The following is a 14,328-nucleotide window of genomic DNA, read 5'->3' as shown; positions in this document are numbered from 1 at the left end:
ATTTTTAGCAAATAGAACCACTATTCACTAAAAATTTCCGACTTTTTATCCTCAATTTTCTGCAATCCTCGCTACGGGCGCTATTCTCGGTCAGCCTCCTAGACCATTTTTACGGTTGTTTCGACAACCCCGGGATCGTTGTAACGAGCCCTTTGAATAAAAATGTCGGTAATTTTATGGCATTACTTATCCATTGATTCTTTGTAGCCAAAGTCACTGATTGTATCCCAGCGACGTTTCAGGTGATGGGCCGACATCTTGGGTTGACGGGTACGGGTAAATGCCCCCTTCTTATTACCATCAACCCGGAGGAAACCTTCCCAGGTCTGGAAGTCCGCGAAGTTCCACATCTGCTCACCAACCACTGCAGAACATCCGTCAAAGGCTTCATGCTGCTGATCCAGGTACTCACACTGGTACTCTTCAGAGAATTGCACACTGGGCAGTTTGTGGATGCCGGCGACAGTGTCCGCGCCGTACTCGGTGATGACGATTGGCTTGCCTTCATTGGCCCAGCCTGACAGCTCCTGACTAAACACCTTGGCGGCATTGCGCTGCTCCAGGCCGTTCATCATGTACCAGCCGTAATAACGGTTCAGACAGATCACATCGGCAAACTTGCTTGCACGACATATACCGTATGGTGCCATCATAAAGTTAACCAGGGTCAGCGGACGGTTCTGAGGGTCAAGCTCACGAGAATATTCAAAAATCTCTTTAAAGTAAGGCTCAGAGGCTTCCTGGGAGGTATCCGGCTCGTTAGACAGGGCCCACATGACCACGCACGCATAGTTTTTATCACGCTGGAACAGTTCACGGATGGCTTCTTTATGGGCAACCATGCCTTCTTTTTGTACTATTGGGCGGTCAAAGAACCTGGACTGGGAAGCACCACCGGCACCGGCAGACACAAAGTTCATCAAGGCATCAAACTGGCCAACCGCAGCCGTCTCATTGATGACCACCAGACCTTTGCGCTCAGCCAGCTGCATAAACTCTTCAGAGTACGGATAGTGAGAGGTGCGGATGGAGTTGGCACCGATCCAGTCAAGTAGTTCCATATCACGCAGGTTCAGCGCAGCATCGTAACCACGGCCACGGATATCGGAATCTTCGTGCTTACCAAAGCCTTTGAAATAGAAGGGCTCGTTATTGATCAGGAACTGAGTACCCTGAACTTTAACAGTACGCACACCGACGGTCTGTGGATACTGGTCAACCAATTGGCCGTTGTCGTTAATGCTGACTTGCAGCGTATACAGGTAGGCATTACCCGGCTGCCACAGTTTAACGTTGTCGATCTCCAGTGAGCCCTCAGCGCCTTCACCATTGGCAACAACCTTGCCGTCCTCGTCCAGAAGTTCGACCGAAACGTCGCCGCTGCCCATCGCGCTGACCTGGTAATCCACTTTACCCAGGCTCTGGTCGAAGTCAGTGGTGACCGTGATATCTTCAACACGATTCCTGGGCAGCGCCATCAGCTTAACGGCACGGTGAATACCGGCATAGTTAAAGAAGTCAAAGAACGGCTTGACCTCTTTGGTACCGTCCATATGGGTAGCAACCCTGCCAGCAGGAATGGTGGCATAGCTCAGTTCATTATTGACCACGACCACCATTTTGTTCTTTTCACCAAAACGAACAACGTCGTTCAGTTGACCGGCGAAAGGCATATAGCCGCCATCGTGGCTCGCGACTTCCACACCATTCACATAAACAATGGCACGGTGGGTAGCACTGCCAAAGCGGACGAATACATCACGATCCTGCCATTCTTCGGCAATGTAAAACTCAGTTTCGTACCAAACATCACCACAGTGATCACGCAGTGCCTTGTCGGTAGTGATGTCATTGTAGCTGGATGGAACGGCCATCAACGTGGTATCAGTCAGGCCATCTTTCCAGCCATTGGTGCGACCTTCCGTTTTCGTGTCGGCGCGGAATTTCCAAATGCCGCTGATGTCGATGATGCGACGGGTTCTGGTTTCGTGTGGGTATAAAAAAGCAGTCATTTTATGCTCCATTTAACAGCCAGTAACATTGGTTAAAACCTTTGATACTCCGGGCTCTGATCAGCCTGAGAGTAGGAGAGTCGTAAATAGCAGTTCTTTTTGTGAAGAGTTTTAGACCAATATGTCAAACCAAAAATTAATACCGAACCTATTTCTTGGAATATGCTGAGTCATTTTCTTATTCTTGTAAGTCCAATTGCCTGTTATGCTAGAGTAGAACGGTAAAAACGGTCAATACCCACGCCATAATTATCAAAACTTTACCCCAACGCACTCTGTTTTTTTGGCATTAATCAGCAAACATGCCTCAGGTCAAATCCTTTCCGGTTTACCGCAAAATTGGTTGATCCAATTTGATCAAGTCTGATATAAAAGTCCTGGAATTACATTAGCAACCTGAAGGCAAGCCGGTAATACAATGTTTAACAAAACGTCCAACCAATCCTATCGGCCTCATCCGGATCGTCTTTTTTCCCCAGATAACAACACCCGCAGTGTTGCACGTGCCCTGTATCAGGAAATAAGACACTTGCCCATTATTAGCCCCCATGGTCATACCGATCCGGCCTGGTTTGCAGACAATCAGCCGTTCGGCAACCCTGCTGCACTGTTGCTTCAGCCGGATCATTATGCGTTTCGGATGTTACATAGTCAGGGTATTTCCCTGGAAAGCATTGGTATCAAGAGTCAAGACTCATCCATAAAGGTTGAGCAGGACCCTCGCAAAGCGTGGCAGATTTTTGCCGACAACTACTTTCTCTTCCGTGGCACCCCAACCCGTATGTGGATGGACCACGCCATGACCGAAGTGCTTGGTGTTGATCAGCCATTAAACAGCAAAACAGCACAAGAGATTTACGATCATATTGACGCTCAGCTGAAGACCGAAGCATTTCTGCCTCGCAGCCTTTATGAGCGCTTCAATATTGACGTGCTGGCGACCACGGAAACCGCTGTTGATACGCTGCAAAGCCATCTGAAAATCAATGCCAGTGACTGGCAGGGACGTGTGATCACGACCTTCCGCCCAGACTCGGTAACGGATCCCTATCATCCTGATTTCTCCGCCCATATGGCATTGCTGGCAGAGCAGACCGGTGAAGATGTCCATCAGTGGTCTGACTATCTGACGGCATTACGCAAACGTCGGGCGTTTTTCCAAAGCACGGGTGCTACCGCCACTGACCACAGCTATCCAACGCCTTACACCACGGTTCTATCAAAAGACACTTGTCAGTTACTTCTGACGAAAGCACTGGCCGGAGAGATTTCAGCGGAAGAAGCGCAGCAGTTCTGTGGCCATATGCTGGTTGAAATGGCCCGCATGTCACAGGAAGACGGCCTGGTGATGCAGATTCACTGCGGTGTTTACCGCAATCACAACCAAAGCCTGCTGGCACGTTTTGGTGCGGATAAAGGGGCGGATATTCCCCTGAAAGCAGAGTTTGTTAACAACCTGCGCCCGCTGTTGAATGAAGTGGGCAATGATCCGAACCTGACCATTATCCTGTTTACTCTGGACGAAGATGTTTACGCTCGCGAGCTGGCACCACTGGCAGGTCACTATCCGGCTCTGAAGCTGGGTCCTGCCTGGTGGTTCCACGACAGTCCGGAAGGCATGATGCGCTACCGTCGCATGGTGACAGAAACCGCCGGTTTCTATAACACCGTGGGTTTCAACGACGATACCCGTGCATTCCTGAGTATCCCTGCCCGTCATGATGTTGCCCGTCGGGTGGACTGTAACTTCCTGGCATCACTGGTATGTGAGCATCGCATTACCGAAGAAGAAGCACTGGAACTGGCTCACGAGTTAACCAGTGGACTGGCCCGGAAAGCCTACCGATTGTGAGGGGATGGAGATGATTAATAAGCAATACAGCAGCGACAAAATTGCAGCCAACAGCTACGACACCTCGGAGCTGAGCGCCGGTATTGTGCATATTGGCCTCGGTGCGTTTCATCGTGCTCATCAGGCGCTTTATACCCATGAAGCGATTGCTGCCACCGGCGAGTTTCACTGGGGCATTTGTGCCGCCAATATTTTTGGTGGTCAGGAGCTGGTCGCGGACCTGCAAAGTCAGGACAACGCTTACACCGTCACGGAAATGAATCCGGACGGTTCCCGTACGGTGAAGCTGGCAACGGCTATCCGGCAATCCCTTGCTGTAGAAGACGATCGACGTCCTCTGCTGGACATTATGGGTGCTGAAACTACCCGTATTGTCTCTCTGACCATTACCGAAAAAGGTTATTGTCTGAACCCCGCAACCGGCAAACTGATGCTGGATAACGCCCTGATTGCCCACGATCTGGCCAACCCGCAAAATCCGAAATCAGCCCTTGGCCTGATCGTTACGGCACTGGATCAACGTCGTGCAAAAGGCATTGCGCCCTTTACCGTTCTGAGCTGTGACAACGTGCCAGACAATGGTAAACGTGCCCGGGCAGCGGTGATCCAGATGGCAGAAGCCATGGACAAGGAGCTGGCAGGGTGGATTCGTGCAGAGGTGGCGTTCCCATGCACCATGGTCGATCGTATCGTGCCGGCGATGACAGAAGCGAGCTTTGCCGATGTTCAGGCTTATCTGGGCACTGACGACAAAGGAGCCATTGTTACCGAAGCCTATCGCCAGTGGGTGATTGAAGACCATTTCACCATGGGGCGTCCACCCTGGGACAACGTAGACGGTGCCATGTTTGTCGCCGATGTGCAGCCTTATGAAGAGATGAAGCTGCGCATGCTCAATGGCAGCCACTCCATTCTGGCTTATCTGGGTTTCCTGGCCGGTTACAAAACCATCGACGTTTGTATGCAGGATCCGCAGTTTGTCACAGTGACCCGTCACTACATGAATAATGAAGCGGCCGCCACGCTGGAGATGCCCGAGCCTACCGACTTTGCCAGCTACGCAGAAAAGCTGATTGAGCGCTTTACCAACCCGGGCCTGAAACACCAGACATGGCAAATTGCCATGGACGGTTCCCAGAAAGTGCCTCAGCGCTGGCTGAATTCGGCCAGAACCCTGCTGGCGGAAGATAAGGCATTTGCCGCCATCGCACTGGGCATTGCCGGCTGGATGCACTACGTATCGGGAACCGATGAGCAGGGCCATGACATCGATGTGCGTGACCCAATGGCAGAGCAGTTAAAGGCCACGGCAAGCCAGCATCAGGAACATCCTGAACAGCAGGTAAAGGCATTCCTGGTGCTGGATGCAGTGTTTGATCCGGCCCTGGCGAAGAATGAACGATTCGTTTCGGAAGTGACTAAAGCCTACCACTCAATCCGCGAGCACGGTGCCAAACAGGCAATGGCACTGCTGGCACAAACCCTTTAACCAATGATCTATAAACGGCTTCTGCCCGGGAGAGGATAACATCATGGAACAGACATGGCGCTGGTACGGCCCTAAAGACCCGATCACCATTCGTGACATTATGCAGACCGGAGCCACCGGTATTGTGTCGGCACTGCATCACATTGCAAACGGTGAAGTATGGAGTGTTGAGGAAATTGAAAAGCGCAAGCGGGAAATTGAGTGGGATGAGGAAAAAGGCCACTCTACCGGATTGCGCTGGTCGGTGGTTGAGAGTGTGCCGGTCTCCGAAGACATCAAAAAACGGACCGGTGACTTCGAACGTCATCTGAAAAACTACGCCACGACCATTCGCAATCTGGGTGCCTGTGGCATCGATGTGGTGTGCTACAACTTTATGCCAGTGCTGGATTGGACCCGTACCGACCTTGCTTATGAAGTAAGAGACGGAAGTCGTGCGCTTCGCTTTGACCGCTACGAGTTCGCGGCGTTTGAACTGTATGTTCTGAAGCGCCCGGGGGCGGAAGTGGATTACAGCGAAGAAGAGCAGGCCAGGGCAAAAGAACGCTTTGCGACCATGACCGAAGCAGATATCGAGCGCCTGACCAAAAACCTGATTGCCGGTTTGCCCGGTGCAGAAGAAGGTTACACCCTGGAGCAGTTCCAGCAGGCGCTGGACAGCTACGCGCACATTGATGCCGAAGGCCTGCGCCAGCACCTGTTTGCTTTCCTGCGTGAAATCGTACCTGCAGCGGAAGAAGCTGGCGTACGTCTGTGCATTCACCCGGATGATCCACCCTGGGCGATCCTGGGTCTGCCACGCATTGCCAGCACTGAAGACGACTATATTCGTATTACCCAGGCGGTAGATAGCATATATAACGGCATTACTTTCTGCACCGGCTCACTCAGCCCACGGGAAGACAATGATCTGCCGAGTATGGTTGAGCGTCTCGGCAGCCGTATTCACTTTGTCCACCTGCGCAGTGTGGAGCGGGAAGACGATGGCAGTTTCTATGAAGCCAACCATCTGGAAGGCATGGCCAACCTGTACGACGTGACTCGCGCACTGGTTATGGAGCAGCGTCGTCGTAAGGCTGAAGGTCGGGTAGATTGTATGATCCCCATGCGTCCTGACCATGGTCATCAGATGCTGGACGACCTTAACAAGGAAACCAACCCGGGCTACTCCTGCATTGGCCGTATGCGTGGCCTTGCCGAACTTCGTGGCCTGATGATGGGCATTGAACGGAGCCTCTAATGACCAGTCAGACAGCCCATACTGTTCGTGTCGCCTGTATTGGTGAGTGCATGGTGGAGCTGTCACCCGCAGAGAATGGCCTGTTCAAACAGGCCTTTGCCGGTGACACGCTCAATACCGCTATCTATATAGCCCGAACCGCAGCACACGCGATTGATACCAGCTATATCACCGCCATTGGCAAAGATAGCTTCAGTGATTGCATGATTGATTTGTTCCAGAGTGAGAATATCAATTGCCAATGGATTTCACGGCTACCCGAAAAAGTACCGGGCCTGTACGCCATTGAACTGGACGCCTATGGAGAGCGCAGTTTCAGTTACTGGAGAACTGATTCTGCTGCCAGGGCTTTATTCAGCCATGGTCTTACACCGGCCCAGCGTTCTGAACTGGCGGAATCATTCGACCTCTACTACCTGTCGGGTATCAGTCTGGCTATTTTGGATGAAGGCAGCCGGGAACTGCTGAAAAAAACCCTGACCAGAGCCAGAGAGCGAGGCGCAAAGGTCGCTTTCGACAGCAACTATCGGCCACGTCTCTGGTCGTCCAGGGAGCAGGCTCAGTCAGTGACCAGCGAGTTTCTTGCGTTAACCGATATCGCGCTGGTCACCTTTGATGACGAGCAGGCACTGTTTGGTGATCAGTCTATTACCGACACCATGAATCGACTGTCTGCTATTCCGGAAGTGGTGATTAAACAGGGTGGTGATGGCTGCAGCATCATGGTTAACCAGGCATTGTCTTTTGTACCTGCCACAGTTGTCCGTCAGATCGTAGATACAACGTCTGCCGGTGACTCCTTCAATGGTGGTTATCTTGCCCGCAGAATGTCAGGCGATGCACCGGAAACCGCCGCCGCTTTTGCCCACCGTCTGGCGGCAAGTGTCATACAGTACAAAGGCGCTATCATCCCCAAATCTGCTACCTCCCGATTATTGGAACAAACACAGCCATGTTAACCGCCCGTGATGTTTTAAACCGTGCTTTTCCCGTCATGCCCGTGATGGTGATTGATACCATTGACCAGGCCCTGCCCATGGCCAGGGCCATGTACGATGGCGGTATTTCGGTATTTGAGGTGACACTGCGCAGCGACTGTGCCGTTGCAGCGATTCAACAGATTAAACAGGAGATGCCTGACTGTCTGGTGGGTGCCGGTACGGTGGTGAACCCGGAACAATTACTGGCGGTTCATCAGGCCGGTGCCGATTTTGTTATTTCTCCGGGTGCGACCCCTGCGCTTCTTAAGGCGTCCCGAGAGCAAAACATCCTGTTATTGCCGGGTGTATCTTCTCCGTCAGAGGTTATGCAGGCCCTTGATTATGGGTTTGATGTATTGAAGTTGTTCCCGGCAGAAGTCGCAGGCGGGCAATCTATGTTAAAATCTCTGGCTGGCCCGTTTCCTCAGGTGACTTTTTGTCCTACCGGGGGCATTAATCCGGAAAACTACCAGGATTATCTGGCACTGGATAATGTTCTGTGCGTAGGTGGTTCCTGGCTGGTACCTGAATCGGTGGTTGAAAGTGGCAACTGGAGCGAAATAACATTTTTAGCTAAACAGTTAGCTCAACAGTTGGCACGCTGATTCCCTGCCGCAATACTTCTCGGGTATTGCGGTATAAAATAAACCAACAGACTCAAAAAGTGGCACAAAACCCAATGCTTGTCCTGTCAGAACCCAAGCGGCTATATCAGAAAATTGGACGTGATATCCGCCAGCAGATTATTGATGGTGTCTACGCTGTAGGCAGTCGCCTGCCGGCTGAACGGGATATTGCAACCATGCTCAATGTCAGCCGCACTATTGTACGTGAAGCGCTGATTATGCTCGAACTGGAAGGCCTGATTGAAGTGCGTAAAGGCTCAGGCATTCATGTTATCGCCAGTGAACGTAACCAGCCTGCCACCGCATCCGATGAGCACGATCTCGTCAGTGCCAATGACGTTGGCCCATTTGAGTTACTGCAGGCCAGGCAACTGATCGAAAGCCATGTGGCTGCATTTGCGGCAACCCAGCTGAATAAGTCCAACCTGCAAAACATGAAAGCGGCTCTCGAACTGGAGAAAAAGGAAATTCGCCAGGGCATTAACAGTGGCAAGGGTGACGAGCTGTTTCATATTGCCGTGTCGGAAGCCACCCAGAACAGTGTGCTGGTTGCCTTAACCCAGCAACTGTGGGACATCCGCAAAAACAGCGCCATGTGGAAACGTCTCCATGAATGGATTGATAAGGTAGACTATCTTGAAGAGTGGGTGGGCGACCATGAAAGGATTATTGAGGCTTTATCCCAGCGCAAATCGGAAGCAGCACGGGATGCCATGTGGCAACATCTTGAGAATGTAAAAACCACACTCCTGCGGGTTTCTGACAATACTGAAGACTCTTTTGACCGCTTTTTGTTTGACTACAGTCCGTCCGTGATTTCTTAGGAATTGCCCCGGAATAATTTGCACATCTCTGAGCTTCAAAACTACGTTCGTCCTGAGTGCTGAGCTTGTCGAAGTATCGAAGGGCGTGAACTCCGACATCATGTATTGTGCCAATCACCCTTCGATACTTTGACAAGCTCAGCACTCAGGATGAACGGAGATCGAGTTCAAAATATCGAAATTATTTCGGAACAATTCCTTAGCAAACGACTACCGAAAGAAAGCCTTGATCAAAATAAACATCTGATTTAAATCAATATTAAGAAAAAAATCTTATTTTCTACTCGCCGGGCGGTATTTTTTCTTGAATTTTCTTTATAAGCAGTCGTGTAAGTATATCGGCAATTATTGAAGGGCTACTGATAAAGCCCAGAATCCCGGTGACACGACGACTGACGTATAGACATGCACCAGGCTTATATAGTTCGCAGTTCCATATCATAAATTAGAAATATTGATGGGCTTAGTGATGATAAAAGCAGTAAAGGCTGACATAGCCGTCGGCATGGCAGTTGTCCTTTCCGCCTGCGGGGGAGCAGAAGAAGCGGTCAAGATGAAAGACACTCTGGTGGTTGGCCAGGGTGCGGATGCCAAGACCCTTGACCCCCATGCCACCAATGACCAGCCTTCTTCCCGGGTGGCGGTTCAGATATACAGCCAGCTGGTTGAGACAGACAAGGACATGAATATCGTGCCCGGTCTGGCTGAATCCTGGAAAAGTCTGGATGACAAAACCACTCAGTTTACGCTGAAAAAGGTTGTTAAATTCCATAATGGTGAGGAACTGAAGGCATCTGACGTTTAATTCACACTGGAAGCCACGATCGCTTCGCCAACGGTGGCCCATATCGTCAACTCCATCAGCACGGTAGAAGTGGTTGATGACTACACGGTGAACGTCATCACCAAAGAGCCTTTTGGTCCTCTGCTTTATCATCTCACACACACTGCTGCGTCCATTCTGAATGAGAAAGCCGTTAAAGCACCGGGTGACATTGTCGAAGCGGTACTGATGGGTGCCGGTTCCCCGTCAAGCTCACCGATTGGTCCCAAGGTATTTGGATTCAACCCGAATATCGAAAGATACCAGCAGAACTTCGATAAAGCCCGTGAGCTTCTGACAGAAGCGGGTTATGCCGACGGTTTCAAAACCTCTATCTGGATCAACGACAATCCTACCCGTGTCCAGATCGCCCAGGTTCTGCAGGCTCAGCTGCGTCAGATCGGTATTGATATGTCCATCGAAGTGGTTGAGTGGGGCGCATTCCTGGACGATACCTCCCGTTGTGACCACGATATGTTCATTATGGGCTGGGTAACTGTGACCGGCGATGCTGACTATGGCCTCTATGCACAGTTCAACTCCGCTACCCACGGCGGTGCCGGTAACCGTTTGTTCTACAGCAATGCAGAGGTGGACCAGCTGCTGAATCAGGCCCGTACTTCCACTGACGCTGGTGAACGAAAAGAGCTGTACGGCAAGATTCAGGTAATTCTGCAAAACGAAGTGCCAACATTCTCCATCTATGATCAGTACCAGAACATTGGTATCCAGAAGAATGTGCCTAGCTTCAGCATGGCACCTGCGGGCCACCACAAAATCAGAGGTGTCCGCTTCCAGGGCTAATTTGAATCTGACCATCACGCTGCTCTGTGCAGCGTGACTTTCTGGCCATCAACGCTCTTTACCGATGGGCTCAGCCGCTTATCAGGTGAACCATGCATCGATTTATACTCAAAAGGCTATTGCTGCTGATACCCGTGTTGCTGGGTGTTTCCCTGCTGGTATTTGCCATCATGTCCTTCACCGTTACTAAAAACCTACGATAATCAGGATTATCTGGGTTTATCTACATCGTCAACGCCACCACTTACCGGAGTAAGTCTTACGCAGCTCTTCTGTAGGGATTAACGTCGGGCTGTAACGTGTCCCGACGGGGTCGCCTAGTCTTTTTGTACCCAATTTGCCACAAACTTGGTTTTCGTCAGTGGCAGAAACAAGGTAGTAGCAACCGTTGAATAAGGCAATAAAAAAGCAGATTAACCAAGATAATCATAGATTACTCGACACTGTTATTAGCCCCCGGCGATCCGGCACAATTGATTCTCGGGAAAAATGCACCGCCTGAAGCGTTGGCCGAATTGCGTGAAGAAATGGAGCTAAATGATCCGTTTTTGCTGCGTTATGCCCGCTTTGTGGGGAATGCGGCGACGGGTGACCTGGGCCAGTCCTACACCAGTGACCGAGATGTATTTGATGAAATTTTTTCCCGATTCCCTAATACGCTGATTCTTGCAGCGCTGGGTGTAGTGATTGCAGTGATTATTGGTATCCCCATCGGGATCATCTCTGCTACACGACAGTATTCAATGATTGACAGTGGTTCGATGTTTTTCGCCCTGCTGGGTGTCTCCATGCCCAACTTCTGGCTGGGTTTGATGATGATTCTGCTGTTCTCCGTCAACCTCGGCTGGGTGCCCTCCGGTGGCTATTCCAGCTGGAGTTCGCTGATCGTGCCCGCGATCACTCTGGGCACAGGTTCTGCCGCCATTATTACCCGGATGACCCGTTCTTCCATGCTGGAAGTCATCCGTCAGGATTATATCCGTACCGCCCGCGCCAAAGGTGTGGCTGAGAATGTGGTGATTAACCGCCATGCCCTGAAAAATGCCCTGATCCCGGTGATGACAGTCGGGGAGCAGATTGCCGAAGTGATCCTTATCCACGAAGGCGTCAGCAAAAAAGCGTCTTGCCAGAAAGCTGGCGAGATGCTGGAGATGGTGGGCATTCCGGCGGCCCGGGCGGGGGACTTTCCGCACCAGTTTTCCGGCGGTATGAAACAACGGGTGGTGATTGCCATTGCTCTTGCCTGTAACCCGGATCTACTGATCACTGATGAGCCCACCACAGCGCTGGATGTCACCATTCAGGCCCAGGTACTGGATCTGATGAAAGATCTGAAAAGCCGTTACAACACCGCGATGATTCTGATCACCCACGACCTGGGGGTGGTTGCCCAGGTGTGCGACAAAGTGGCGATTATGTACGCCGGTGAAGTGGTGGAGAGCGGTGATATTCGCGATGTCTATGAAAATACCAAACACCCTTACACCAGGGGGCTGTTTGGTTCGATTCCCGATCTCGATCACTCGGTTGGACGACTGAACCCCATTAAAGGCATGATGCCGGACCCAACGGACCCACCGGCCGGGTCATCCTGCGTTTGCTGGAAGCCACCGATGGCGACATCCTGTTTGAAGGGCAGAATATTCGCCACTTCAACAAAGACCAGATGCGACGACTGCGTGAAGATATGCAGATTATCTTCCAGGATCCTTTTGCCTCTTTGAACCCCCGGATGACCGCCAGTGAGATCATTGGTGAACCGCTGCTGATTCACAACAAAGTGAAGAATAAGCAGGAGCTGACTGAACGTGTCGCTGAATTAATGGAGCTGGTTGGCCTTAGCCCTCGACTGGTCAACACTTATCCCCATGAGCTGGACGGTGGTAGACGGCAGCGTATTGGTATAGCCCGTGCGCTGGCGCTGAAACCAAAGTTCATTATCTGTGATGAGCCGGTATCGGCGCTGGATGTATCCATTCAGGCGCAGATTCTGAACCTGATGCAGGATCTGCAGGAGCAGCTTGGACTCACTTATATCTTCATTACTCACGATTTATCGGTGGTTAAGCATTTCTCCGATGAAATCGCGGTTATGTACCTTGGGCAGCTGATTGAGAAAGCACCGGCCAGGGATTTGTTCAGCAACCCGACTCACCCTTATACCAGGGCCTTGTTATCGGCTATTCCTTCGATTCATCTGGACCATAAGATGGAACGGGAAGTGTTGCAGGGCGAAATTACCTCACCCATCAACCCGGCACCTGGCTGTCGCTTTGCGCCCCGTTGCAAGTATGCAGCACCCGAGTGCACCTCCAGAGAGATTCACCTTAACGAGATCAATGATGGGCACTTTGTTGCCTGTGCCATAGTCGGGAAAGGGTGACCCTCTTGAAATTTATGAGGTGAAACCAGGGCCTGTTGACGTTTCGTTGCAAGCTCAGCACACAACGAAACGTCAACAGGCCCTGAGCAGACTGCATTAAAGTGCCAAAAAGATTCCGGATAACTTCAACCCGGAAGGAACGTTCTTATTATTTTGTTGTCCATAATTTCCTGACACCGGCATTCATAAATCAGGCATGGATGATCAAATGGACAAAACAACCAATGAAACTATCAACTACCACTCCTTGCCAAATCAAACAATAACCCATTCTTTATTACATCGAGCGGGAGACAAAAGGAAAACATCAGTCTTTCCCGGTGACGTGGCAGCGCCTGAGCAGCCTTCAGCACAGCGATCAAGATTAATAGAACCCCAAAAAGTCCCAACGCCTGACTTAGGACAAAGGACGACAGTCGCCTGTCAAGTTACCTCTCACTTGCAAAGTAATCAATCCACCGCCCGCTCAACGAATCAGGAAGCGGTCCATCAGAGCCTGAGCACCGGCGAGTTCTTTTTTGCCAATACTCCGTTAACCCAACAGCGAATTATTGATCAATTACGCCATGAACAGCCTGCAACGTATTGCATTCGCGCGCTGGATGATCTGGAAAAACATGGCCTGATGCAACAAACCTGGCTAGAGGGCGGCCAATTAAAAAAAGCGGAAGGCCGACTGTTTACGGATGAGTCGATGACCCTGGTGTTTGATCTGACCGCCATGACACCCGGTGATATCGCCAGCTTTAATGACCTTCTTCAGGTGGGACCCAAGTGTAACGATAAACCACTGGGTGACCACATCCGGCGGGTATTTCTGGTCAACCACGGGATGCTGGACGGAAGTAAACCGGCCAACCCCGACCTCTGGCGCAGATTGGGGCAAATGCCGGAAAAGGCCGTACCAGAAGCCGACTGCTATATTGCTGATTCGGTGACCGATGAAACCTTGTTGGCCCAAAAAACCACGGAAGATATCCCGGCCAGTGCTCCCCGCATCACCATCAACTTTGCCACCACCGACCACTGGTACCGCCGACTGTTCGGTGGTATCACCCTCAATGACCGGGGGCAGCTGTTTTTTTCTGATGGCGCCCTGGCTAACCTGAAAGAGAATACCCATCTGGTGTTTAACAACGCACCCTGGGAAGACACTGGCTTCCAGGCAGCCCTGGCAACGGCCATACGGGTTGGCGGATTCACCGCCAACAAGCAATGGGTCCGACTGCCTGAACAGATATCCCTGTCCGTAGCCCATGTCTGTGCCACCGAACTCAATGCCCGGAAAGACCAGA

General features: G+C 51.2%; 12 protein-coding genes. 11 read left to right on the top strand and 1 reads right to left on the bottom strand.

From position 1 onward, the window contains the following. Positions 1 to 182 precede the first annotated feature (182 nt). A complete protein-coding gene (uidA, locus tag ACO6V1_RS18910) occupies positions 183 to 2,012 on the bottom strand; it encodes a beta-glucuronidase (RefSeq protein WP_422449622.1) in 1,830 nt (609 codons plus the stop codon). Between the two features lie 418 nt (positions 2,013 to 2,430). Between uidA and uxaC the strand changes: the two genes are divergently transcribed. The 11 genes from uxaC to ACO6V1_RS18855 form a co-directional block, all read left to right on the top strand. Next, positions 2,431 to 3,864, top strand: coding sequence for a glucuronate isomerase (gene uxaC / locus ACO6V1_RS18905; protein ID WP_422449621.1), 1,434 nt, complete (start codon positions 2,431 to 2,433; stop codon positions 3,862 to 3,864). Positions 3,865 to 3,874: 10 nt separating this feature from the next. Next, positions 3,875 to 5,353: a mannitol dehydrogenase family protein gene (locus ACO6V1_RS18900; RefSeq protein WP_422449620.1), complete on the top strand. Its 1,479-nt coding sequence runs from the start codon at positions 3,875 to 3,877 to the stop codon at positions 5,351 to 5,353. Positions 5,354 to 5,396: 43 nt separating this feature from the next. Further along, positions 5,397 to 6,593: a mannonate dehydratase gene (gene uxuA, locus ACO6V1_RS18895; RefSeq protein WP_422449619.1), complete on the top strand. Its 1,197-nt coding sequence runs from the start codon at positions 5,397 to 5,399 to the stop codon at positions 6,591 to 6,593. Further along, positions 6,593 to 7,552: a sugar kinase gene (locus tag ACO6V1_RS18890; RefSeq protein WP_422449618.1), complete on the top strand. Its 960-nt coding sequence runs from the start codon at positions 6,593 to 6,595 to the stop codon at positions 7,550 to 7,552. Before uxuA ends, ACO6V1_RS18890 begins: the two co-directional genes overlap by 1 nt. Further along, complete coding sequence (locus ACO6V1_RS18885; protein WP_422449617.1) at positions 7,546 to 8,178, top strand: bifunctional 4-hydroxy-2-oxoglutarate aldolase/2-dehydro-3-deoxy-phosphogluconate aldolase; 633 nt, start codon at positions 7,546 to 7,548, stop codon at positions 8,176 to 8,178. Before ACO6V1_RS18890 ends, ACO6V1_RS18885 begins: the two co-directional genes overlap by 7 nt. Positions 8,179 to 8,252: 74 nt before the next feature. Continuing rightward, positions 8,253 to 9,023, top strand: coding sequence for a GntR family transcriptional regulator (locus ACO6V1_RS18880; RefSeq protein ID WP_422449616.1), 771 nt, complete (start codon positions 8,253 to 8,255; stop codon positions 9,021 to 9,023). Between the two features lie 469 nt (positions 9,024 to 9,492). After that, positions 9,493 to 9,828 carry an ABC transporter substrate-binding protein gene (locus ACO6V1_RS18875; protein WP_422449615.1) on the top strand — a complete coding sequence of 112 codons (336 nt, stop codon included), beginning with the start codon at positions 9,493 to 9,495 and terminating at the stop codon, positions 9,826 to 9,828. Positions 9,829 to 9,861: 33 nt separating this feature from the next. Further along, on the top strand, positions 9,862 to 10,650 hold the full coding sequence (locus ACO6V1_RS18870) for an ABC transporter substrate-binding protein (RefSeq protein ID WP_422449614.1): 789 nt from the start codon (positions 9,862 to 9,864) through the stop codon (positions 10,648 to 10,650). 422 nt (positions 10,651 to 11,072) lie between these two features. Beyond that, positions 11,073 to 12,374, top strand: coding sequence for an oligopeptide/dipeptide ABC transporter ATP-binding protein (locus ACO6V1_RS18865; protein ID WP_422468036.1), 1,302 nt, complete (start codon positions 11,073 to 11,075; stop codon positions 12,372 to 12,374). Then, positions 12,272 to 13,033, top strand: coding sequence for an ABC transporter ATP-binding protein (locus ACO6V1_RS18860; RefSeq protein WP_422450534.1), 762 nt, complete (start codon positions 12,272 to 12,274; stop codon positions 13,031 to 13,033). Before ACO6V1_RS18865 ends, ACO6V1_RS18860 begins: the two co-directional genes overlap by 103 nt. Before the next feature lie 208 nt (positions 13,034 to 13,241). After that, the coding region (locus ACO6V1_RS18855) for a hypothetical protein (protein ID WP_422468034.1) at positions 13,242 to 14,328 on the top strand (1,087 nt) is incomplete at its 3' end.

It is taken from the genome of Endozoicomonas sp. ALC013, from assembly GCF_049310205.1.
Lineage (GTDB): Bacteria > Pseudomonadota > Gammaproteobacteria > Pseudomonadales > Endozoicomonadaceae > Endozoicomonas.
The sequence above is the reverse complement of the archived record's forward strand: the minus strand, read 5'-3'. Positions and strand labels throughout refer to the sequence as shown.

Bases quoted from the DNA above. Each gene is read 5' to 3' on its own strand.
- uidA (WP_422449622.1), bottom strand. From the start codon at position 2,012: ATGACTGCTTTTTTATACCCACACGAAACCAGAACCCGTCGCATCATC.
- uxaC (WP_422449621.1), top strand. From the start codon at position 2,431: ATGTTTAACAAAACGTCCAACCAATCCTATCGGCCTCATCCGGATCGT.
- ACO6V1_RS18900 (WP_422449620.1), top strand. From the start codon at position 3,875: ATGATTAATAAGCAATACAGCAGCGACAAAATTGCAGCCAACAGCTAC.
- uxuA (WP_422449619.1), top strand. From the start codon at position 5,397: ATGGAACAGACATGGCGCTGGTACGGCCCTAAAGACCCGATCACCATT.
- ACO6V1_RS18890 (WP_422449618.1), top strand. From the start codon at position 6,593: ATGACCAGTCAGACAGCCCATACTGTTCGTGTCGCCTGTATTGGTGAG.
- ACO6V1_RS18885 (WP_422449617.1), top strand. From the start codon at position 7,546: ATGTTAACCGCCCGTGATGTTTTAAACCGTGCTTTTCCCGTCATGCCC.
- ACO6V1_RS18880 (WP_422449616.1), top strand. From the start codon at position 8,253: ATGCTTGTCCTGTCAGAACCCAAGCGGCTATATCAGAAAATTGGACGT.
- ACO6V1_RS18875 (WP_422449615.1), top strand. From the start codon at position 9,493: ATGATAAAAGCAGTAAAGGCTGACATAGCCGTCGGCATGGCAGTTGTC.